This is a genomic window from Phycicoccus mangrovi (assembly GCF_018729305.1).
In the GTDB taxonomy this organism is placed as follows: Bacteria; Actinomycetota; Actinomycetes; order Actinomycetales; family Dermatophilaceae; genus Phycicoccus; species Phycicoccus jejuensis.
Genome location: NZ_JAHHWP010000009.1, coordinates 178844 through 198232 on the forward strand (window position 1 = coordinate 178844; position 19389 = coordinate 198232).

At 75.4% G+C, this 19389-nt stretch carries 20 protein-coding genes; 17 read left to right on the forward strand and 3 right to left on the reverse strand.

The genetic code is table 11. The features are described 5' to 3' along the window. Positions 1-87: 87 nt before the first annotated feature. Entirely contained in the window at positions 88-930 is an 843-nt protein-coding gene (locus KMZ30_RS07680; protein ID WP_215511901.1) for a M56 family metallopeptidase, read from the forward strand. Beyond that, the gene (locus KMZ30_RS07685) at positions 921-1310 is read left to right on the forward strand and encodes a GatB/YqeY domain-containing protein (RefSeq protein ID WP_215511900.1); all 390 of its coding nucleotides are present in this window, start codon (positions 921-923) and stop codon (positions 1308-1310) included. Before KMZ30_RS07680 ends, KMZ30_RS07685 begins: the two co-directional genes overlap by 10 nt. A 390-nt stretch (positions 1311-1700) precedes the next feature. On the opposite strand, the gene KMZ30_RS07690 is transcribed toward KMZ30_RS07685, so the two are convergent. After that, a complete protein-coding gene (locus KMZ30_RS07690; RefSeq protein WP_215511899.1) occupies positions 1701-2243 on the reverse strand; it encodes a hypothetical protein in 543 nt (180 codons plus the stop codon). A gap of 119 nt (positions 2244-2362) precedes the next feature. Between KMZ30_RS07690 and KMZ30_RS07695 the strand changes: the two genes are divergently transcribed. From KMZ30_RS07695 to KMZ30_RS07725, 7 genes are all read left to right on the forward strand, one after another. Next, a complete protein-coding gene (locus tag KMZ30_RS07695; RefSeq protein ID WP_215511898.1) occupies positions 2363-3088 on the forward strand; it encodes an AIM24 family protein in 726 nt (241 codons plus the stop codon). A gap of 118 nt (positions 3089-3206) precedes the next feature. Beyond that, positions 3207-4220: a biotin synthase BioB gene (bioB, locus tag KMZ30_RS07700; RefSeq protein ID WP_215511897.1), complete on the forward strand. Its 1014-nt coding sequence runs from the start codon at positions 3207-3209 to the stop codon at positions 4218-4220. A gap of 38 nt (positions 4221-4258) precedes the next feature. Next, positions 4259-4471: a biotin synthase auxiliary protein BsaP gene (gene bsaP / locus KMZ30_RS07705; RefSeq protein ID WP_226901863.1), complete on the forward strand. Its 213-nt coding sequence runs from the start codon at positions 4259-4261 to the stop codon at positions 4469-4471. Between the two features lie 106 nt (positions 4472-4577). Continuing rightward, positions 4578-5132, forward strand: coding sequence for an NADPH-dependent FMN reductase (locus KMZ30_RS07710; protein WP_215511895.1), 555 nt, complete (start codon positions 4578-4580; stop codon positions 5130-5132). A gap of 115 nt (positions 5133-5247) precedes the next feature. Further along, positions 5248-6564, forward strand: coding sequence for an adenosylmethionine--8-amino-7-oxononanoate transaminase (locus KMZ30_RS07715; RefSeq protein WP_215511894.1), 1317 nt, complete (start codon positions 5248-5250; stop codon positions 6562-6564). 113 nt (positions 6565-6677) lie between these two features. Further along, positions 6678-8825 (forward strand): hypothetical protein, encoded by a 2148-nt coding sequence (locus KMZ30_RS07720; protein WP_215511893.1) that lies wholly within the window; start codon positions 6678-6680, stop codon positions 8823-8825. Positions 8826-8841: 16 nt separating this feature from the next. After that, on the forward strand, positions 8842-10161 hold the full coding sequence (locus KMZ30_RS07725) for a S53 family peptidase (RefSeq protein WP_215511892.1): 1320 nt from the start codon (positions 8842-8844) through the stop codon (positions 10159-10161). Positions 10162-10268: 107 nt separating this feature from the next. Here the strand turns inward: KMZ30_RS07725 and KMZ30_RS07730 are convergent, their stop codons facing one another. Continuing rightward, a complete protein-coding gene (locus tag KMZ30_RS07730; RefSeq protein WP_215511891.1) occupies positions 10269-10643 on the reverse strand; it encodes a GntR family transcriptional regulator in 375 nt (124 codons plus the stop codon). Next, entirely contained in the window at positions 10640-11584 is a 945-nt protein-coding gene (locus tag KMZ30_RS07735; protein WP_215511890.1) for a hypothetical protein, read from the reverse strand. Before KMZ30_RS07735 ends, KMZ30_RS07730 begins: the two co-directional genes overlap by 4 nt. A 113-nt stretch (positions 11585-11697) precedes the next feature. On the opposite strand from KMZ30_RS07735, the gene KMZ30_RS07740 reads away from it, so the two are divergent. The 8 genes from KMZ30_RS07740 to KMZ30_RS07775 all read left to right on the forward strand — a co-directional run bounded on the left by KMZ30_RS07740 (position 11698) and on the right by KMZ30_RS07775 (position 19360). After that, on the forward strand, positions 11698-12828 hold the full coding sequence (locus KMZ30_RS07740) for an 8-amino-7-oxononanoate synthase (RefSeq protein ID WP_215511889.1): 1131 nt from the start codon (positions 11698-11700) through the stop codon (positions 12826-12828). Further along, positions 12825-13532 (forward strand): dethiobiotin synthase, encoded by a 708-nt coding sequence (bioD, locus tag KMZ30_RS07745; RefSeq protein ID WP_215511888.1) that lies wholly within the window; start codon positions 12825-12827, stop codon positions 13530-13532. Before KMZ30_RS07740 ends, bioD begins: the two co-directional genes overlap by 4 nt. Before the next feature lie 53 nt (positions 13533-13585). Next, on the forward strand, positions 13586-14101 hold the full coding sequence (locus KMZ30_RS07750; RefSeq protein ID WP_215511887.1) for a low molecular weight protein-tyrosine-phosphatase: 516 nt from the start codon (positions 13586-13588) through the stop codon (positions 14099-14101). 73 nt (positions 14102-14174) lie between these two features. Beyond that, positions 14175-15623: an adenylosuccinate lyase gene (purB, locus tag KMZ30_RS07755; RefSeq protein WP_215511886.1), complete on the forward strand. Its 1449-nt coding sequence runs from the start codon at positions 14175-14177 to the stop codon at positions 15621-15623. 11 nt (positions 15624-15634) lie between these two features. Further along, complete coding sequence (locus KMZ30_RS07760) at positions 15635-16090, forward strand: GNAT family N-acetyltransferase (RefSeq protein WP_215511885.1); 456 nt, start codon at positions 15635-15637, stop codon at positions 16088-16090. A gap of 178 nt (positions 16091-16268) precedes the next feature. Beyond that, on the forward strand, positions 16269-16673 hold the full coding sequence (locus KMZ30_RS07765) for an MmcQ/YjbR family DNA-binding protein (RefSeq protein WP_215511884.1): 405 nt from the start codon (positions 16269-16271) through the stop codon (positions 16671-16673). A gap of 55 nt (positions 16674-16728) precedes the next feature. After that, positions 16729-17040 (forward strand): metal-sensitive transcriptional regulator, encoded by a 312-nt coding sequence (locus KMZ30_RS07770; RefSeq protein ID WP_215519988.1) that lies wholly within the window; start codon positions 16729-16731, stop codon positions 17038-17040. 1 nt (position 17041) lies between these two features. After that, complete coding sequence (locus tag KMZ30_RS07775) at positions 17042-19360, forward strand: heavy metal translocating P-type ATPase (RefSeq protein WP_215511882.1); 2319 nt, start codon at positions 17042-17044, stop codon at positions 19358-19360. Positions 19361-19389 lie beyond the last annotated feature (29 nt).

Here is a 19389-nt window from a genome sequence, read left to right on the forward strand (position 1 = left end):
GCTGCGTCCTCCGGCCGCCCGGGCGCCCGAGGTGACGCTGCCCGCGGCGGGCTGACGCGGGGGTGGCTCCCCTGCCACCATGGGGGCGTGCTCCCGCTCGTCCTCGCCGGGCTGGCCGTCGCCCTCGTGTGGGTGGCGCCCGGGCTGCTGGCCCGCCAGCCGCGCTTCCGGCGTGCGCCGCGGGCCGCTCTCGTGGCCTGGCAGGCGGTCTCGCTCGGCGGGGTGCTCGCCGCGCTCTTCGTGGCGCCGGCCGCGCTGCCGCTCTTCGCGGGAGCCGACGACCTGCGGCAGCACCCGGTGCTCGTGGTCGTCGCGGCCTGCGTGAGCGCCGCCCTCATCGTCCGGGTGCTCGTGTCGGGGCACCGGGTCGGCACCCGCATCCGCGCCGCCCGGGCGCGGCACCGCGAGATCGTCGACATCGTCGCCGAGCACGACCGGGACGGCCTGCGCGTGCTGCAGCACCCCACCGCGACGGCGTACTGCATCCCCGGGCGATCGTCGCGGGTCGTGCTGTCGCAGGGGGTGCTCGACACCCTGCCCGAGGAGCAGCTCGCGGCCGTCGTCGCGCACGAGAAGGCGCACCTACGGGCCCGGCACGACCTGCTGCTGGAGTTCTTCACGGTGCTTCACGAGTCGGTGCCGTCGGCGCTGCGCTCGCACCGGGCGCTGACCGAGGTGCGGCTGCTCGTCGAGGCGCTGGCCGACCGGGCCGCCGTGCGTCGCAGCGGGGAGGTGGCGACGGCGCGGGCCCTCGTGGCCATCGCCCAGAGCCGCTACCCCGACGAGGCGATGGGCGCGGGGACGTCGGCACCGGTGCGGATGCAGCTGCTCGCGCTGGGGCCGCACCCCCGCCTGGCCGCCGCCGCCTACGCCATCGCGGCGGTGGCCCTCACCGCGCCGCTCGTGCTCCTCGTCGCGGCGTGGTCGTGACCGGTGGGGCGGCGTCGGGCGACGTGCGGGCGGCCCTGTCGGCCGGTCTCGTGCCGGCGATGCGGGCCCGGGACGCGGTGACCGTCTCGGCGCTGCGCTCGGCCCTCGCCGCGCTGGGCAACGCCGAGGCCGTCCCGTCGGACGGACACCCGCGGGCGGGTGCGGCGGAGGAGGCCGCCCTCGGGGTGGGGGCGGCCGACGTCCCGCGGCGGGAGCTCTCCGAGGACGAGGTGCGAGCGGTGGTCGAGCGGGAGGTGGCGGAGCGGGTCGAGGCGGCGGACCGGCTGCGTGCCCTGGGGCGCAGCGAGGACGCCGAGCGTCCCGCGGCGGAGGCCGCAGTGCTCCGTGGGCTCCTCGACGCCGCCCGTCGCCGGGCCTGACCGGCGCCCGCTCCCCTCATCGGCGACCGGGCGGTCTCCGCCGCGCCGGGCAGAGGTGTGCACTCCCAGCCTCCATGCGCTCCGGAAGGTTTACCTTTCCCGCGCAACCACCTGCGGACTCAGCCGGCGAGACTCCTCGTGCCGCGGAAGGTTTCCCTTGCCTCCGGCAAGGTTTCCGTTCCTCCCGGCAAGGTGTCCCTTGCGCCGCGCAAGGTTTCCCTTCCGCGGCGCACTCGGATGGTTGCTCGCGGAAGGTAAACCTTCCGCGGCGCATGGATCCCGGGAGAGCACACCACGGCCCCCCGGTTCTCAGGAAACCCTGCCGTCTCGATGCGCGATGGGGCGTTGCGTGGGCGCGCCAGGTCGGCGCGGCCCCCGCGGCCGCCCCGCTCAGGCCCAGCTGGGCGGCGGAGGCGGCGGTGGCGGGGTGGAGGACGCCGGGGGCTGCTCGTCGGTGTCGGGCAGCGGCGGGCGCGGGTCCGGGGCGGCGCCCGGCGGCGGGCCGGCGGGCGCGTCACCCGCGGGCGCGACCCCACCCGGCGGGGGCGGCGGGGGCGCACCGGCCCCGGGCGCCGGCGGCGGAGGCGGCGGCGCACTCGCCCCGGGCGCCGGCGGCGCACTCGCCCCGGGCGGCGGCGGCGCACCCGCGGACCCGGGCGGGGGCGGCGGCGCACCGTAGGGCTGGGCGGGCGTCACGGTGAGCGGCCCGAGCCGCCCGGCGGTCTCCAGCTCGCGCAGCGTCGCCATCACCCGCTCGCGGTCGGCGGCGTCGACGGGCCGGCCGGTGGCCTCGAGCCACGCCAGCACCCCCAGGTCGCGCAGCGCGCGGTCACCCCCCATCCCCGGGACGTTGACGCCAGCGTTGGACATCGCGACGTCGGCCTTGGCGGCGAGGTCGCTCGCCGCCGCCTTCGCCCGCTCGAAGAAGCTCATCCGGGACCTCCCTGACCTGACCCTCGGGACTCCCCGGAACCATAGTGCCGACCCCCTCGTCTCTTCTAGCGTTGACGACAGCGGGGACGCCGTCCCCGACGACACGAGAAGGCGGCACGATGACGATCCACGGCTCCTTGTTCCAGGACTTCCGCGAGAAGGAGAGCCAGGACCCGTTCTCCCTCCAGAACAAGAAGCTCCTGCGCATCGACATGCGCTATGGGCCCGTCCAGGCGAAGACCGGCTCGATGGTCGCCTACCAGGGCGACGTGCGCTTCGCGAACAAGGGCTCGGGCGGCATGGGCAAGATGTTCAAGGCGGCGATGACCGGCGAGGGCGTCAAGATGATGGAGTGCACCGGCCAGGGCGAGCTCTTCGTCGCCGACGAGGCCGCCGAGATCCAGGTCATGTACCTCGAGAACGACATGATCTCGGTCAACGGCAACAACGTCCTCGCGTTCTCCAGCTCGATCCAGTGGGACATCCACCGCATCCAGGCCCGCGGCGCCGCGATGACCGGCGGCCTCTACAACGTCTCGCTGCGCGGCACCGGCTACGTCGCGGTGACGACCAAGGGTGACCCCATCGCCCTCGACGTCGCCTCCTCCCCGACCTTCGCCGACGCCCAGGCCGTCGTCCTGTGGACCTCCGGCGTCTCGATGGACGTCCGCGTCGACACCGGCGGTTTCGGCTCGATGATCCGCGGCGGCACCGGCGAGCTGCTCCAGATGGCCTTCGGCGGCCAGGGCTACGTGCTCGTGCAGCCCTGCGAGAACGTCGTCGACGGCGGCCACCAGGGCGGCGGCGGCCAGCAGGGCGGGATGCTCGGCCAGTTCCTCAGCTGACCCCGGTCCTCGGACGACCCCACCGGACCCCCGGGCCGACGCACCCACGCGTCCCCGGGGGTCCGTCCGTGCGGTCGGCGGCGCACCCCACCCCGCAGCGGCTGCAACAATCGCCCGCATGACCGCACAGGCCACCGGCACCGACATCCTCGACGTCGCCCGCGAGCAGGTGCTCGAGCGCGGCGTCCCCCTGACGCAGGAGCAGGTCCTCGAGGTGCTGCGCACCGGCGACGACCGCCTCCAGGACCTCCTCGCCCTCGCCCACGAGGTGCGGATGAAGTACCAGGGGCCGGCCGTCGAGGTCGAGGGCATCGTCTCGCTCAAGACCGGCGGCTGCCCCGAGGACTGCCACTTCTGTTCCCAGAGCGGCCAGTTCACGAGCCCGGTGCGCTCGGTGTGGCTCAACATCCCCGAGCTCGTGCGGGCGGCCAAGCAGACCGCCGCCACGGGGGCCACCGAGTTCTGCATCGTCGCCGCCGTCCGCGGCCCCGACGCGAGGCTCATGGAGCAGATGCGCGAGGGCGTCGCCGCCATCCGGGCCGCCGTCGACATCCAGGTCGCCGCCTCGCTCGGGATGCTCACGCAGGACCAGGTCGACGAGCTCGTCGACATGGGGGTGCACCGCTACAACCACAACCTCGAGGCGGGACGCTCCTACTTCCCGCAGGTCGTCACGACCCATAGCTTCGACGAGCGTCTCGACACGTGCCGGATGGTCAAGGAGTCGGGGATGGAGCTCTGCTGCGGCGGGCTCGTCGGGATGGGCGAGACCCTCGATCAGCGTGCCGAGCTCGCCGCGCAGCTCGGCGAGCTCGAGCCCCACGAGGTGCCGCTCAACTTCCTCAACCCCCGACCCGGCACCCCGTTCGGCGACCTCGAGCCGATGGGGACGGGCGACGCCCTGCGCACCATCGCCGCGTTCCGCCTCGCGCTGCCGCGGACGATCCTGCGCTACGCCGGCGGCCGCGAGCTCACCCTCGGCGACCTCGGCACGCGCGACGGCCTGCTCGGTGGCATCAACGCGGTCATCGTCGGCAACTACCTGACGACGCTGGGGCGCGACCCGCGCGAGGACCTCGCCCTCCTCGACGAGCTCGAGATGCCCATCAAGGCGCTCAACGAGACGTTCTGACGCCGATGGTGTTCGCGGATGTAGGGGCGCACGAACCGGTGGCCCGGGGCGACGAGCCCGGCACGTGGTGCGGCCAGTGCGGGCTCGCGCTGGCCGACGGCGACCACGCCGTGTGCGAGCGCCGCGGTGAGCTCGACCCACCGCGTTTCTGCGTGCACTGCGCCCGTCGGATGAAGGTGCAGGTCACCCCGGCCGCGTGGACCGCGACGTGCGTCGCGCACGGCAGCGTCGAGCGCGCGACGTGGGGCTGATGGGCGTCCGGGCGGAATAGCCGGGGATCGTTGCGTGTTCAACGACCTGATCAGCGTCGATCGCCCTGTCCGATCCGCCCATCGCCACGACCAGGAGAACACCACCGTGAACGTCCTCGTCCTCGTCGGCAGCCTGCGCGCCGGCTCCACGAACCGCCAGCTCGCCGACGCCGCCGTCGCCCACCTGCCCTCCGGTGTCCGCACGACCGTCTTCGAGCGCCTCGCCGACCTCCCGCACTACTCCGAGGAGCTCGACCACGACGACGCGCTGCCCGAGGTCGCTCGCGACCTGCGCGACGCCGTCGCCGACCACGACGCGATCCTGCTCGTCACCCCCGAGTACAACGGCTCCCTCCCGAGCGCGCTGAAGAACGCCGTCGACTGGGTCTCGCGCCCCCGCGGCGCCGCGGCCGTCGCCGACAAGCCCGCCGCGGTCCTCGGCGCGAGCGGCTCGCCGCGCGCCGCCCAGTGGGCCCGCGAGGAGGGCGTCAAGGTCCTCACGGTCGCCGGCGCCGACGTCCTCGAGGACACCGTCGGCGTGGGCTCCGCCTTCCAGGCCTTCGAGGAGGGCCGCCTGGCCGACGCCGACCTCGACGCCGCCCTGCGCGACCTCGTCCACTCGCTCGCGGCCAAGGTCGAGCGCGCCCGCGACGCCGCCTGAGGCGCCCACCCCCCAGCCCCTCCCGCGAACGCGTGCGAGCACGCCGGTCCCCCGGCGAGCTCACACGCGTTCGCCGTGAGGGGGGCGCAGCAACCGCCCGGCATGATGGGCCGCGATGGATGCCGCCGCCCTCGCCGCCCTGCGCGCCTTCGACCGCGCGCACGTGTGGCACCCCTACTCCTCCGCGCTGACGCCGACCGACCCGTACGTCGTCGAGTCCGCCGAGGGCGTGCGCCTGCGCCTGCGTGACGCCGCGGGCGACGTGCACGAGGTCGTCGACGCGATGAGCTCCTGGTGGTGCGCGGTCCACGGCTACCGGGTGCCCGAGCTCGACGCCGCCGTCACCGAGCAGCTCGGCCGCATGGCCCACGTGATGTTCGGCGGCCTGACCCACGAGCCGGCCGTCGAGCTGTCCCGGCGCCTCCTGGCCCTCGCCCCCGCCGGGCTCGAGCACGTCTTCCTCGCCGACTCCGGGTCGGTCTCGGTCGAGGTCGCGATGAAGGCCGCCCTCCAGTACCACCTGGCGGCCGGCCGCCGACGCACCCGCTTCCTCACCGTCCGCGGCGGCTACCACGGCGACACCTTCTCGCCGATGTCCGTCACCGACCCCGACGGCGGGATGCACACGCTCTTCCGGGGCGTCCTGCCCGAGCACGTCTTCGCCCCGAGGCCGCCCGCCGGGCTCGACCTCGCCGCGGACGACCCTGCCCTCGTCGCGTGGGAGGCGGCCACGCGAGAGCTGTTCGCGCAGAACGCTGCCGACATCGCGGCGGTCATCCTCGAGCCGGTCCTCCAGGGCGCCGGCGGCATGCACGTCTACCCACCGCGGGTGCTCGAGGTGCTGCACGGGCTGGCCCGCGAGCACGGCGCCCTCGTCATCCACGACGAGATCGCGACGGGCTTCCACCGCACCGGCCCGCGCTGGGCCGGCGACCGCGTCCCGACGGCCCCGGACATCCTCTGCGTCGGCAAGGCGCTGACCGGCGGGTACCTCACGCTGGCGGCGATGCTCTGCACGCGCGAGGTCGCAGAGGGTGTGAGCCGCGGCGCCGGCGGAGGGCTCATGCACGGGCCGACGTTCATGGCCAACCCGCTGGCCTGCGCGGTCGCCGTCGCCAACCTCGACCTCCTCGCCCGGCGCGACACCGCCGCCGAGGTCGCCCGTCTGGAGAGCGGCCTGCGCGACGGGCTCGCCTCTGCGACAGCGCTGTCCACGGTCGTCGACGTCCGCGTCCTCGGCGCGGTCGGGGTCGTGCAGCTCGCCGAACCGGTGCGCGTCGCCGAGGTCACCGCCGCAGCGATCGCCCGCGGCGTCTGGGTGCGGCCGTTCCGCGACCTCGTCTACACGATGCCGCCCTACGTCACCTCCGACGAGGACCTGCGCACCCTGACGGCCGGTCTCGTCGGCGCCGTCGCCGACGTCCACGGCTGACCGCGCACCCTCGCCGGTTGCGAGTTCTCGCAAGACTCTTGTGGAGCCGGTCGCATACCGAGTAGACATCGCTCACCACAGCAGTGCCGGGGCCTCCTGAAGGTGAGAACACCATGCGCCGTCGCCTGACCTCCGAGGCGGTTCGCGCCGCTGCCGTCACCACCGCCGCGGCCCTCGCGGCCGCCGGCGCGACCATCCCGGCGAGCGCGGCGTCACCACCGGTGGCCGCGCCGCGGGTGGCCGCCGTCGCCCCGCCCGCGGTCGACGCCGCGACCTTCTCGGCGCCGCAGCGGGTCCGCCTCATCACCGGTGACGTCGTCACGCTGCCCGGGGCCGGGCGGCCGCTCACGGTCACCCGCAGCCCGGGGTCGCGCTCGTCCTTCTCGGTCGTGCGGACGGGTGACCACACCTACGTCGTCCCCTCGGCGGTCCGCCCGCTCGTCGGCCGCCTCGACCTCTCGCTCTTCGACGCCCGGGCCCTCGCCGCGACGCCGGCCCGCACGCCGGTCACCGTCACCTACGACTCCACCTCGACCCCGACCGCGGTCCCGGGCGTGAGCATCACCAAGCGAACGGGGCGCACCGCGACCGGCGTCGTCACCCCCGCGTCCTCGGCCGCGCTCGCGAAGGCCCTGCGCACCCGCTCGGCCGCCTCCGTGTTCCGCGGGGTCGCGGGCATCACCGCCGCCGCGCCGACGGTCCGGCCGACCTTCCCGATGCACACCGTCAAGGTCCGCCTCGTCGGCGCCGGTGGCGCGCCCGTCGAGGGGCTCGTGATCCTCGCCAACGTCGACGACATGCGCAAGGCCGTGACGTTCGGCGTCGCCGTCGGCGGCGAGGCCCGGGTCAGCGTCCCGGCCGGCCACTACCAGGCGGCCGCGCTCTTCGGCGACGAGACGACGAGCGGCCTGGTCGTCCAGCCGGAGGCGCTCGTCTCCGGACCCGGCACGCTGCGGCTCGACACCCGCGCCGCGACCGCCCGGCCGAGCGTGACGACCCCGCAGCCGACCGACGGCACCTTCACCTCGCTCGACGTGAGCCGTGTCGACGCCAAGCAGAACGGCAGCCTCTCGCTCGGGATGCTGGGCTTCGACGGCCAGCAGCCGCTGTACTCCCCGGTCCGGGCCGGCGCGGTCGTCCACGGCAGCCTCGACAGCGCCTACGCGTTCATGGGGGCCGAACGGGGGCAGCCCGCCACCCCGTCGTACCTGTACGAGCTCGGGACCGCCTACCCCGGCGAGCTGCCCGCGTCCATCCGTCTCGACCCCGCCCCGACCGACCTCATGCAGGTGACGCACAGCTACCGCGGCAGCACGAGCCGCAGCCACCTCCCCTCCCTCGTCGAGAACGGCGTCACGCTCCCGACCGGGACCGGCATCGGGGTCGGCTTCTTCCGGTCGGTCCCCACCCGGATGACCGTCTGGAGCGGCGGCGACCCCGGCGTGACCGTGTCGTCGGCCTTCACCGCGTCGTTCGACTGGGAGACGTTCACCGGCTCCGAGTACCTCACGTCCGCCGACCGCCCGGTCGTCCCCGGCACCTCGCGCAGCGAGGAGTGGAACCGCCGCCCGTCCCACCCGAGCATCCTCCGGCCGAGCGGCGCGTTCCCCGTCTGCGGCGCCTGCCTCCAGGCCGGCTACCTCTCCCTCGTCGTCCCGTCGTTCTCCGACAACGACCCCGACCACTGGGGCCTCGTCGACGACCCGTCGCGCGTCGCCTGGTCGGTCTCGACCGGGGGCACCGTCCTGCGGACGTCGGACGGTCCGCTCGTCGACTACCTCAGGCTCCCCCGCGGCACGGCGCCGGTCGTCGTCGAGCACCGCGAGCGCATGCGCCGGATCGGCTTCCCCGACTCCACGACGACGACGCGCTGGGAGGTCCCGCGGAAGGCCGGCAGTGCCGTGCCCGGCGCGCAGTGCCCCGACGGCGTCGGCCCGTGCCGCTCGCTCGGGATGCTCGAGCCGCGGTACCGACTGCCGATCGGGGTCACGGGAGCCATGTCCTCCGGCCGTCACACCGGCACCCTGACGATCGCACCGTTCCTGTCCAACACCGAGATCACGAGCCTCGCGGTCGACGTCCGCTACGGCTCGGGACCGTGGACCACGGTGCCCTACCGCCGCACCGGCCCGACGACCTTCGCGCTCGACGTGCAGGTCCCGCGCTCGGGCGGTCCCGCCTCGCTCCGGGTGCGCGCCAACGACTCCGCGAGCAGCACCGTCAGCCAGACGATCACCCGCGCCTGGACCGTCGCGCCCTGAGACCACGGAGACCACGATGATCCTTCAGCGCACCCCCGCCACCCTCCGCCCCGGCCGCCGCCTCCTGCGGGCCGCCGGCGCTCTCGTCGCCGCCACCGTCGTGGGGGCCACCCTCGTCGCCGCCCCGTCGAGCGCGACCCCGCTCGCCCCGGTGCCGGTGCCGGTCGACGGCACGCTCACCGCGCCCGCGGTCGTCCGGAACGCCTGCGCGACAGCGCGTCCGGGCCATGCGCGCTGCCTGGCCGAGGGCCGGGTCGACCGGGTCGCCCGGCAGGCCGGCCTCGAGGCGAGCGCCGCGACCGACCGCCTCGTCGGAGCCCGGGGCACGGGCGCCCTCGCCACGGCGGCCACCCGGCCCCCGGGCTACGGCGCCGACCAGCTGCGCAAGGCCTACGGGCTCCCCGCGACGGGCAGCACGGCGACGGTCGCGGTGCTCATCGCCGGCGACGTGCCCCACGCCGAGGCGGACCTGGCCGTCTACCGCGCGACGTACAAGCTGCCGCCGTGCCGGTCGTCGACCGGCTGCTTCCGCAAGGTCAACCAGCAGGGCCGTGCCGCGCCGCTCCCGCCCGGTGACCCCGGATGGGCGCTCGAGGGCTCCATGGACGTCCAGATGGTCTCGGCCGCCTGCCCGACCTGCCGCATCCTCCTCGTCGAGGCCGACGACCCCTCGCTCGTCAACCTCGCCGCGGCGACCGAGACGGCTCGCCGCCTCGGCGCGACCGTGGCTTCCCACAGCTACGGGGCCGACGAGTCCGCCTTCGCGCTCACCGTCAGGTACCCCTACCGCAGCGACCGGATGATCAGCGTCGTCTCCTCGGGCGACTTCGGCTTCACGACCGCGAGCTTCCCCGCGGCCCTGCCGAACGTCATCGCGGTCGGGGGCACGTCGCTGCGCCGCAGCACGAACGCCCGGGGCTGGACCGAGAAGGTCTGGGACTTCGCGGGCAGCGGCTGCTCGGCGTACTTCGCCAAGCCGGCGGCCCAGAAGGACCGCAACTGCGCGATGCGCACGGTGTCGGACATCTCGGCCGTCGCCGACCCGCAGACCGGTGTCGCCGTCTACGACACGTGGGAGAACCCGTTCGGCGAGGACTGGGTCGTCCTCGGGGGCACGAGCACCTCGGCGCCGCTCGTCGCGGGGATGGTCGGGGCGGCGCGCGCCGGCCGGACCCTGCGGACGAACGCGCTCTACGGCCGGTCCGCCTTCGTCAACGACGTCGTCGGCGGCACCAACGGCTTCTGCGGCGGGGACTACCTCTGCCGGGGCCTCAAGGGCTACGACGCCCCGAGCGGAATCGGGACGCCGCGCGGGCTGCGGGTGTTCACCGGCTGAGTCCGCGTCCGCGACCGCGACCCAAGGGTTCGTCCACGAGACCCCGGCTCCGAGCCGGGGTCTCGTGGACATTTCGGGGTGACCCCGAAAAGGTGAGGCGGGTGGGGTCAGCGGGGGGTGACGCGGTCGAGGGCCGCGGCGGCGTCGGCGGGGCCGAGGCCGAGGACGCGGGCCCGCTCGAGGTAGGCGAGCGCCGCCTCCTCGAGGGCCTGCTCGGGCGTCGAGGTGGTCGGGGGGTGCGCAGCCACCCGGGTCCCGCCGCCCCGGCGCGAGCGGACGTGGCCGGACTGCTCGAGCTCGCGGTAGGTGCGGGCCACCGTGCCCGGCGAGAGCCCGAGGTCGGCGGCGAGCTGCCGGACCGGGGGCAGGCGGTCGCCGGGGGCCAGCACCCCGGCGCCGACCAGGTCGGCCAGCTGGCGCCGGAGCTGCTCGTAGGGCGGCGTCGGGTCGAGGACGTCGACCGTGACGGACTGCAGCGTCATCGCCGCGGCGCCCCGACCGGCGCCGCGTCCCCCGGCAGCGGGCGCGGCAGGTCGTCGACGCGCACGCGCGGGGTGACGAGCAGCGCGCCGAGCGCGGCCGCCGCCCCGACGACCGCGAGCGGACCGAGGACCGTGACGACCCAGCGGCCGGCGGCCTGGGCGGGGGTGGCGCAGTCGAGGTCGGCGAGCGGCGCGACCATGAGCGAGGCGACCGGCCCGAGGGTCCCGAGCACGGCGAAGAGGGCGGCGGTGAGGACCGTCCCGGCCGACCACCGGCGCAGCACCGAGTCCAGGCCGAGACCGTGCGGGTCGGGGCGGGGTCGGCGCACGACCGCCCGCAGGGCGAGCACCGTCAGCAGCGCGAGGACGCCGGACGTCGCCGCGAGCGGCAGGGCGTAGAACGACCCGGGCCAGGGCCCGCGCGAGCCCGCCACCTGCGTGGCGACCCCGTCGACGAGCAGCGTGCACCGTTCGGAGAGGGCGCGGCCCGCGCGGCCGAGGTCGTCCGGCGAGCCCCAGGCGGCTCCGGCGGCGAGGACCCCGCCGAGCGCCACGGTGGCGAGCGTGAGGAGGGTCGCCCGCCCCCGGGGCAGCACCGAGCGCACCGTCCGCGTCTCGACGACCGCGGTGCGGCGGATCCCGACGGAGGGCCGTGCGGTCAGCTCGCCGACGACCGTGCCGAGCAGCACCCCGGCGCCGACGGCGGCCGGGGCGAGCGCCGTCAGCCGGCCAAGCGCGTCGGCCCGCTGGCCGAGGACGAGGAGCAGCGCGCCGGCGAGGAGCCCCAGCGCGAGGCCGACGAGCCGCCATCCGCGGGTGCGGGCGGCGATGCGGGCGACGTCGGCGTGCTCGTTCACCCCGACGGTGACGACGTGGCGACGCGCCAGGGCGACGCCGAAGGCGACGAGCGCGAGCGGCAGGGCGAGGATGCTGACGAGCACGGTCGTCTCCTTTGCTTGTACCGGATGCTTGACACAAGGAGGATGGCCGTTCGCGACTCTTGTGTCAAGGACTTGTCACAAGTGCCGATGGCGGGGCATGGCAGGATCGAGGGATGAGCAGCCCGCTGGACTGGATCAGGGACGCCGCCGCGGCCCGCGACGCCGTGGGGCTGACCCGGCGTCTCGTGACGACCAAGGCGCGCGACGTCCTCGACCTCGCAGGCAACGACTACCTCGGCCTGCGGCACCACCCCGCCGTCGTCGCCGGGGCCGTCGCGGCCGTCGAGACCTACGGCACCGGCGCCGGCGCCTCCCGGCTCGTCACGGGCACGCTCGACGTCCACGAGGAGCTCGAGGTCGCGCTCGCCGCCATGACGGGCGCCCCCTCGGCCCTCGTGCTCTCCAGCGGCTACGCGGCCAACCTCTCGGTCCTCACGACCCTCGCCGACGCCGGCTCCCTCGTCGTCAGCGACGAGCACGCCCACGCCTCGCTCATCGACGGCTGCCGCCTCGCCCGGGCCGCCGTCACGGTCTCGCGGCACAACGACCTCGAGCACGTCGCCGAGCTCCTCGCCCGCCGCGACACCCCGCGCGCGGTCGTCGTCGCGGAGTCGGTCTACTCGGTGCTCGGCGACGCCGCGCCCGTCGAGGACCTCGTCGCGCTGACCGCCGAGGCCGGCGCCCTGCTCGTCATCGACGAGGCCCACGCGCTCGGGGTCGTCGGGCCGGGCGGTGCCGGGCTCGTGGCGGCCTCGGGGTCGATGGGCGCCGAGCACGTCGTCGTCACGACGACCCTCTCCAAGTCGCTCGCCGCCCAGGGCGGCGCCGTCCTCGCCGCCCCCGAGGTGCGCGAGCACCTCGTCAACACGGCACGACCGTTCGTCTACGACACCGGCCTCGCCCCGGCGGCGGCCGGCGCGGCGCTCGCCGCGCTCGAGGTCCTGCGCGACCATCCGGAGCTCCCGGCCCGCCTGCACGCCAACGCCGCTCGCCTCGCCGAGGCCGTCGGGGTCGAGGCGCCGACCGGGGCCGTCATGTCCGTGCCGATGCCCGGCCCGCACGAGACGGTCGAGGCCGTCGAGCGGGCGCTGTCGCTCGGGGTGCGGGTCGGCGCGTTCCGTCCGCCGTCGACTCCCGACGGCACGTCGCGGCTGCGCATCACGGCGCACGCCCACCACACCGCACACGACCTCGACCGCGCGGCCGCCGTCCTCGCCGAGATCGTCCCCGGGCGCGAGCAGTGAGCGACCCCCGCGCGCTCCCCTCGGTCGTCCTCGTCACCGGCACCGGCACCGACGTCGGCAAGACCGTCGCCACCGCCGCCCTCGCGGCCCTCGTCCGCGGCCGGGGCTCCGAGGTGCAGGTCGTCAAGCCCACCCAGACCGGCGTCGGCCCGGGCGACCCCGGCGACGTCGACGAGGTGCGCCGCCTCGTCGGCGACGACCTCGTGACGCACGAGCTCCTCCGGCTGCGCGACCCGCTCTCCCCGGAGGCCGCGGCCCGCCGAGAGGGCGTGACACTTCCGCCGGTCGCCCTGCACGCCAAGCAGATCGGCGAGCTCGCGGCGCAGGCCCACGTCACCATCGTCGAGGGCGCCGGCGGGCTGCTCGTGCGCCTCGACTCCCGCGGCGGCACGCTCGCCGACCTCGGCACCGCCCTGCGCTACAAGGGCGTCTCGTGCGGGGTGGTGCTCGTGGCGTCGCCGGGCCTGGGCGTGCTCAGCACCGCCCAGCTCACCGCCGAGGCGCTCGCCGCCCGCTCGCTGCCGCTCCTCGGGATCGTCGTCGGCTCGTGGCCGGCCGACCCCGGGCTCGCCGAGACCGAGAACCTCGTCGACCTCCCGCGCGTCACCGGGGCGCCGCTCTGGGGACGCATCCCCGCGGGTGCGGGGTCGATGACCGCGGAGGACTTCAGCGCCGCCGCACCGGGCTGGTTCGACATCTCCTGACGACGGGCCGGGGCGGGCGCCGCGCCGGCGAGGGGCCCGGCGATGATGGGGGCATGAGCGCCAGCGACCGCCCCTACCGCGTCACCGTCGTCTGCCACGGCAACATCTGCCGCTCGCCGATGGCGGAGATGCTCCTGCGCGAGGCGTTCGACGACGCCGGCCTCGGCGACCGCGTCGAGGTCGACTCGGCCGGCACCTCCGCCGAGGAGCTCGGCAACCCGGCGCACCCGCGGACCATCGCCACCCTGCGCCGACACGGCCACCCGGACGTCGGGTGGTCGGCCCACCGCGCACGGCAGTTCCGCGCCGACTGGTTCGACGACACCGACCTCGTCCTCGCCGCCGACCACCCGCACGCCGACCGCCTCGGCCGCCTGGCCCGCGACGACGACGACGCCGCGAAGGTCCGGCTGGTGCGCTCCTTCGACCCCGACGCCGTGGCCGCCGACGAGCTCGGGATGGACGACCCCTGGTACGGCGGCGACGCCGAGTACGAGCAGACCTACGACGAGATCCGCGCCGCCGTGCCGGGCATCGTCGAGCACGTCCGTCGCGCCCTCGACGCCTGACCGCCGGCCCGGCACCCGGCGGCGACCGGACGCCGGGGACGGCGCCCGCGCGCGCTCTGGGAGGATGGGGGCCATGTCGAGCACGCCCCCGGCCGCGTCCGGGCTCCACGCCGCCCAGTCCCTCGTCGACGTCGCCCCGCCCATCGCGCTCGGTGCGCTCGACGGCCGGTACCGCGGGGTCGTCGCCGGGCTCGTCGACCACCTGTCGGAGCCGGCGCTCAACCGCGCCCGCGTGCACGTCGAGGTCGAGTGGCTGCTGCACCTGACGGACCGCGAGGTCGTGCCCGGCGTGCGCCGCCTCACCGACGACGAGAAGGCCCGCCTGCGCGCCGTCGTCACGACCTTCGGCGCCGACGAGATCGAGGAGATGTCGGCGACCGAGCGGGTGACCCAGCACGACGTCAAGGCGGTCGAGTACTTCCTCAAGGCGCGCCTGCGCGACATCGCCCCCGCCCCGGAGGACGCCGGCCTCGCCGAGCTCATCCACTTCTGCTGCACGAGCGAGGACATCAACAACCTCGGCTACAGCGTCATGGTCCAGGGCGCGGTGCGGCAGGTCTGGCTGCCGCGCGCGACCGCCCTCGTCGAGCAGCTGACGTCGATGGCCACCGAGCTCGCCGACGTGCCGCTGCTCGCGCACACCCACGGCCAGCCGGCGACCCCGACGACGATGGGCAAGGAGCTCGCCGTCCTCGCCTGGCGCCTGCGCCGCCAGCTGCGCCGCATCGAGGACGCCGAGTACCTCGGCAAGCTCAACGGCGCCACGGGCACGTACGGCGCCCACCTCGCGGCGGTGCCGGACGCCGACTGGGAGGACATCAGCCGGACCTTCGTCGAGCACCTCGGCCTCACGTGGAACCCGCTGACCACCCAGATCGAGAGCCACGACTGGCAGGCCGAGCTCTACGCCGACGTCGCCCGCTTCAACCGCGTCCTGCACAACATGTGCACGGACGTGTGGACGTACATCTCGATGGGCTACTTCGCCCAGGTGCGTGGTCAGGGCACCGTCGGGTCGAGCACGATGCCCCACAAGGTCAACCCGATCCGCTTCGAGAACGCCGAGGCCAACCTCGAGGTCTCGAACGCCCTGCTCGACGTGCTCGCCTCGACGCTCGTCCAGAGCCGCCTGCAGCGCGACCTCACCGACTCCTCGATGCAGCGCAACATCGGCACCGCGTTCGGGCACAGCCTCCTCGCCATCGACAACGCGCACCGCGGTCTCGACGGTCTCGACGCCGTGCCGGCCGCGATGGCCGCCGACCTCGACGCCAACTGGGAGGTCCTCGGCGAGCCGGTGCAGTCCGCGATGCGCGCCCTCGGCGCCCGCGGCGTGCCGGGGATGGAGGAGCCGTACGAGCGGCTCAAGGAGCTGACCCGCGGCCGGCGCATCGGCCAGGACGACCTCGTCGCGTTCGTCCGCGGCCTCGGCCTGCCGGCGGACGTCGAGGAGCGCCTCGCCGCGATGACGCCGGCGACCTACGTCGGCCTCGCCCCGACCCTGGTGCGGCACCTGCCGTGAGCACGGCGGCGGTGGCCATCGTCCCGGCGCGGCTCGAGGACCCGCGGCTGGCCGGGCTCGTCGCCGAGCACCTCGCCGAGATGGAGCCCACCGCGCCGGCGTGCAGCCGCCACGCGCTCTCGCTCGAGCAGTTCCGCGACCCCGCCGTGCGGCTGTGGGTGGCCGAGTCGGCCGGCGCGCTCGTCGGGTCGGTGGCGCTCAAGGACCTCGGCGGCGGCCACCTCGAGCTGAAGACGATGCGGGTCGCGCCCTCGCTGCGGGGCTCCGGCCTCGGGCGGCGGCTGCTCGACCACGCGCTGGAGCAGGCGCGCGCGGCCGGCGCGACGCGGGTCAGCCTGGAGACCGGGTCCGGCGACGTCTTCGCCCCGGCGCGCGGCCTCTACCGGGCGCACGGGTTCGTCGACTGCGAGCCGTTCGGCGACTACCGCCCCGACCGCCACAGCACCTTCCTCACCCGCCCCCTCTGACCCTCCCAGCGTCCCCCGCCCCCGTACCCCGCCGACTCCTTCCGCTCCCCCTTCCCTGGACGTGTGTGAAGAACAGTCGTCATACCGACGTTCTTCACACACGTTCGCGGGAGGAGCGGAGGAGCCGCGGAAGATGGAGGCGGTCGCGGGGGGACGGCGGGCGTGGGAGGGTGGGGCCGTGTCCAGCACCGACCCGCGCCCCGTCGACCGCGACGACGTCGACGGCATCGCGATGGCCCTGCCCGACGTCACGCGCGAGGGCACCGAGAGCCACCCGTCCTACGCGGTGCGCGGCAAGGGCTTCGTCACGTGGCGCGGCCCCCGCAAGGACGCGGTCGACCCCGACACCGGGGAGCGGATGGACGACGTCATCTGCATCGTCGTGCCCGGCCCGGACGACAAGGAGTCGATCCTCCAGCTCGGCGAGCCCTGGTTCACGACACCGCACTTCGACGGCTACGACGCCGTCCTCGTCCGCGAGCGCGACCTCGGACGGCTGGACTACCTCGAGCTCGCCGAGATCATCACCGACGCCTGGGCCACCAGGGCGCCGAAGAAGCTCGTCAAGGAGCACCTGGGCTGACCCGGGCCGCACCCCCGAATGGCCGGTCGATACCCCATGGGGGTATCATCGAGGCATGACCACCTCCCCCGCGGCCGAGCCGGTCGTGCCCGGCTACTCCGAGACCAAGGACGCCCACCTGCGCCGCCTCAAGCGCATCGAGGGCCAGGTGCGGGGCATCGCCCGGATGGTCGAGAACGACACCTACTGCATCGACGTCCTGACCCAGGTGAGCGCCGTGACCCGCGCGCTGCAGGCCGTGAGCCTCGGCCTGCTCGAGGAGCACGTCGCCCACTGCGTCGTCGACGCCGCGCGCGAGTCGGACGAGGCCGCGACCGAGAAGGTCGACGAGGTCATCGCCGCCGTCACGCGCCTCGTGAGGAGCTGAGATGACGCAGACCGCCGACCGCCCCGCCGACGAGGTCCACGAGGTCGACCTCGCGATCTCCGGGATGACCTGCGCCTCGTGCTCGGCGCGCATCGAGAAGAAGCTCGGCCGCCTCGACGGGGTCGACGCCGTCGTCAACCTCGCGACCGAGAAGGCCACCGTCCGCTGGACCGGCCCGCTGACCGTCGCCGACATCGTCGCGACCGTGCAGCGCACCGGGTACGGCGCCGAGGTCCTCGGCGACGCCCCGGCCGCTGACGCCCCGGCCGCCACCACCTCGGACGACGCGTCCACCGACGTCACTGCGTCACCGGCGCCGCCCGCCGCCGACCCGGGTGCCGCGGTCGAGCGGGCCGTCGCACCGTCGACCCACCACCAGGTCTCCCGCCAGGACGACCTGCGCCGGCGCGCCGAGGTGGCCGCCCTCCTCACCGTCCCGGTCGTCGTCCTCGCGATGGTCCCCGGGCTGCACTTCACGGCCTCACCGTGGGTGCAGCTCGTCCTCGCGACCCCCGTCGTCGCGTGGGCCGGCTGGCCGTTCCACCGGGCCGCCGCGCTCAACGCCCGGCACGGCGCCTCGACGATGGACACCCTCGTCTCCCTCGGCGTCCTCGCCGCCTACCTCTCGTCCTTCGTCGTCACCGTGACCGGCCGCGCCGGCGGGATGGACGGCGACGGCGCGCACGTCTGGTTCGAGACCGCCACCGTCGTCACGACGTTCCTCCTCGTCGGACGCTGGATGGAGGCGCGCGCCACCGACCGCACCCGCGACGCGCTGCGCGGCCTGCTCGACCTGGGCGCCAAGGACGTCGCGGTCCTGCGCACCGACACCGCGTCCGGGGCCACCGTCGAGGAGCGCGTCCCCGTCGACCGGCTCGGCGTCGGCGACCGTTTCGTCGTCCGCCCCGGCGAGAAGGTCGCCACCGACGGCGTCGTCCGCGACGGGCGCAGCGCCGTCGACGCCTCGCTCGTCACCGGCGAGTCGGTACCGGTCGACGTCGCGCCGGGCGCCGAGGTCACCGGCGGCACGGTCAACACGACCGGCCGGCTCGTCGTCGAGGCCACGCGCGTCGGCGCCGAGACGACGCTGGCGGGCATCACCCGGATGGTCGAGCGCGCGCAGACGAGCAAGGCGCCGGTGCAGCGCCTGGCCGACCGCGTGTCGGCGGTGTTCGTGCCGGTCGTCCTCGCCGTCGCGGCCCTCACCTTCGTCGGCTGGTGGCTGGGGTCCGGCGACCCCGCCCGCGCGCTCGAGGTCGCCATCTCGGTCCTCGTCATCGCCTGCCCCTGCGCGCTCGGCCTCGCGACGCCGACGGCCCTGCTCGTCGGCACGGGGCGCGGCGCGCGGATGGGCATCCTCATCAAGGGCGCCGAGGTGCTCGAGGACACCCGGCGCATCGACACCGTCGTCCTCGACAAGACCGGCACCGTCACCTCCGGCGAGATGACGCTCGTCGACGTCGCCACCGCCGGCCGGCTGCCGAAGGACCAGGCGCTGCGGGCCGCCGCGGCCGTCGAGCAGGGCAGCGAGCACCCGGTGGCGCGGGCCGTCGTCGCGGCCGCCCGCTCCCGCGCCCTCGGCGTGCCGGAGGCCTCCGACTTCGAGGCGCTCCCGGGCGCCGGCGCGCGAGCCAGCATCAAGGGCACCGAGGTCGTCGTCGGGCGCGCCGACCTCTTCGACGAGGTGCCGCGCGAGATCGCGACCCCCGCCGCGGAGGGCACCTGCGTCTGGGTCGGGTGGGACGGCCGGGCCCGGGCCTCGCTGACCGTCGCCGACACCGTGCGGCGCAGCTCCGGGCGGGCCGTGCGTGCCCTCGACGAGTCCGGGCTGGTCTGCTACCTCCTGACCGGCGACCACGACCGGGCCGCGCTCACCGTGGCGCGCGACGTGGGCATCCCCGTCGGACGCGTCGTCGCCGACGTCCGGCCCGAGGACAAGCACGCGATGGTCGCCGACCTCCAGCGCCGCGGGCGGGTCGTCGCGATGGTCGGCGACGGCGTCAACGACGCGGCGGCGCTCGCGCAGGCCGACCTCGGCATCGCGATGGGCAGCGGCACCGACGTCGCGGCCGACGCCGCCGACATCGTCCTCCTGCGCTCGGAGCTGCCGGCGGTCGTCGACGCGATGGACCTCTCGCGGGCCACGCTGCGGACCATCCGCCAGAACCTCGGGTGGGCGTTCGGCTACAACGTCGCGGCGATCCCGCTCGCCATCGCCGGGGTGCTCAGCCCGATGGTCGCCGGCGCCGCGATGGCCGCCTCGAGCGTCCTCGTCGTGACCAACAGCCTGCGTCTGCGCCGCTGGACCCCCCGCGGCTGACCCGCCCGCCCTTCCGCACTGATTGCGAG

Coding starts and splice junctions, on each gene's coding strand:
- KMZ30_RS07690 (WP_215511899.1), bottom strand. CDS start 2,243: ATGAGCTTCTTCGAGCGGGCGAAGGCGGCGGCGAGCGACCTCGCCGCC.
- KMZ30_RS07695 (WP_215511898.1), top strand. CDS start 2,363: ATGACGATCCACGGCTCCTTGTTCCAGGACTTCCGCGAGAAGGAGAGC.
- bioB (WP_215511897.1), top strand. CDS start 3,207: ATGACCGCACAGGCCACCGGCACCGACATCCTCGACGTCGCCCGCGAG.
- KMZ30_RS07715 (WP_215511894.1), top strand. CDS start 5,248: ATGGATGCCGCCGCCCTCGCCGCCCTGCGCGCCTTCGACCGCGCGCAC.
- KMZ30_RS07720 (WP_215511893.1), top strand. CDS start 6,678: ATGCGCCGTCGCCTGACCTCCGAGGCGGTTCGCGCCGCTGCCGTCACC.
- KMZ30_RS07725 (WP_215511892.1), top strand. CDS start 8,842: ATGATCCTTCAGCGCACCCCCGCCACCCTCCGCCCCGGCCGCCGCCTC.
- KMZ30_RS07730 (WP_215511891.1), bottom strand. CDS start 10,643: ATGACGCTGCAGTCCGTCACGGTCGACGTCCTCGACCCGACGCCGCCC.
- KMZ30_RS07740 (WP_215511889.1), top strand. CDS start 11,698: ATGAGCAGCCCGCTGGACTGGATCAGGGACGCCGCCGCGGCCCGCGAC.
- KMZ30_RS07750 (WP_215511887.1), top strand. CDS start 13,586: ATGAGCGCCAGCGACCGCCCCTACCGCGTCACCGTCGTCTGCCACGGC.
- purB (WP_215511886.1), top strand. CDS start 14,175: ATGTCGAGCACGCCCCCGGCCGCGTCCGGGCTCCACGCCGCCCAGTCC.
- KMZ30_RS07770 (WP_215519988.1), top strand. CDS start 16,729: ATGACCACCTCCCCCGCGGCCGAGCCGGTCGTGCCCGGCTACTCCGAG.
- KMZ30_RS07775 (WP_215511882.1), top strand. CDS start 17,042: ATGACGCAGACCGCCGACCGCCCCGCCGACGAGGTCCACGAGGTCGAC.